Annotated in this window: 2 protein-coding genes; both read right to left on the minus strand. The window is 51.1% G+C overall.

Translation table 11 applies throughout. The features are described from left to right. Positions 1-269: 269 nt before the first annotated feature. Positions 270-1085, minus strand: a complete 816-nt coding sequence (locus QLH51_RS19795) for a hypothetical protein (RefSeq protein WP_125662768.1) — start codon at positions 1083-1085, stop codon at positions 270-272. 317 nt (positions 1086-1402) lie between these two features. Beyond that, on the minus strand, positions 1403-1594 hold a 192-nt coding region (locus QLH51_RS19800; protein ID WP_283514677.1), incomplete at its 5' end, for a hypothetical protein.

Consider the following 1594-nt stretch of genomic DNA (forward strand, 5'->3'; position numbering starts at 1 on the left):
AACAGCAAATATGGTGCGACCAGCGACCATTCCTCATCACTGACGTCAGACAGATACGACTTGCGGCAAATGCTCATCCAATAACGGATGAATCAAGCCCGCTTCCAAGTCCATAACAGCCTCTAGCGTAGCGACCAACTGGATTTTGCCAACTGTGCCCAGAAGAGGATTTTACGGTTTGCACCAAAAATGGCGGATTTCTGTGGTTTTCTGAAAGAGCGTCGGGACGGTTGTATTAGGCTTTTGTACTAGCTGAGGCAAGGTGTCCGTCATAATGCCCCGAACCTGAAATACACGTTTGAAGGCGGCTGTTCGTCACCCCCGGCAATCGCCTGCCTGAGATTATCGTGCGATTTGGCTGTCTCCTCCACCATAGAGGTAAGGAACGGTAGTAGCTCGTTCCCCGCATAGAAACCGTCTCCGCCAAGGCATATCTTACCCCGAACAGTTATTTTTGCGTTGGGGTGATTTGGCGTGATTGATCCCTCTGGCATTAGGTCAGAAAAGACGACGCCCTCGCCGAGATTGCCGGGACCATTCACCATGTAGCCAACAAAAGCACCTTTGATGGTGAAATTTTGCATAACATTTATACCGCCTCGCACCGCTACCGCTATCAGCTCCATATGCTTATCAACATTCGCCATACGGAAAACTGCACGTAATTGGTCATTCCCTCCATCGTAAGGGCGAGTTCTCAATACAGCCTTTCTAAGTCCAGTATCAAAGTGACGGAGGTTGCCGGTAAGCCTTCCCTTTTTGCGATCAAATCCCTTGCAGCTTTTTACAAAACTGCGAAAGTTATCGCCTGTCGGGTAATACGTATTCTTTGGCTGGGTAGGTCCGCTGCTATTACGAGCAAATGCTACAGCAACCTGATCTAGCGAAGATCGCAGATGGTAGATAATCTCACCCGCCAACACATGAATTATTTCAGGAGTAGGCGTATCTAGCTTTACCTTCGCCAGCTTATGACCGGGATTGGTTTGCGTATCGTAGATAATGGAACATCGAGCTTCACTAAAGAACCTCGTTTCAATGTCCTGTAGCTCTGCAAGCAAGGCTCTAGCACGATCTATCTTCAAGCGTGGTCCGGGTAGCGGATCAGTCATGAGTGGTACGCTCCGGTGACGGGATTGACATTATCAAACCCCTTCAACCCAAAAATTGCTAGAGATTTGTGAGAGGGTAGATCGAAGCGGAGGGAGCGGTCTTTCCCCCGTATACCCGGCCTGCCCGGTCCCACGATTATGACACGCCTAGCGCGACCTGCATTATCGCGCGTGGTTCTCCATCCCTGCATAGCGTTACAAAGTAGCAGGATCATAGCTGGATTGGCGCTGTACAGAATAACCAAACGAGCGTTTGAAAGCGTCGACCGTTAACGCAGAAGGTCCGTATTCTACCGGCCCGGGCATGCCCAAAGCCTGATCTTTTCCGGCCGGATGCCCCGCGGCGACGCGCCGTTCTTAGAGCCCAACCGGAAATTAGGTTGAGCGATTTCAGCCAGTTGTGATTCACCGAGGGTTGCGAAGACCACGGGGATCATATGGGCTGGACCGAAACCGCTCGCCGCGAGCATGACAGAAGAAGG

The organism is Sphingomonas sp. 2R-10 (genome assembly GCF_030062225.1).
In the GTDB taxonomy this organism is placed as follows: domain Bacteria; phylum Pseudomonadota; class Alphaproteobacteria; order Sphingomonadales; family Sphingomonadaceae; genus Sphingomonas.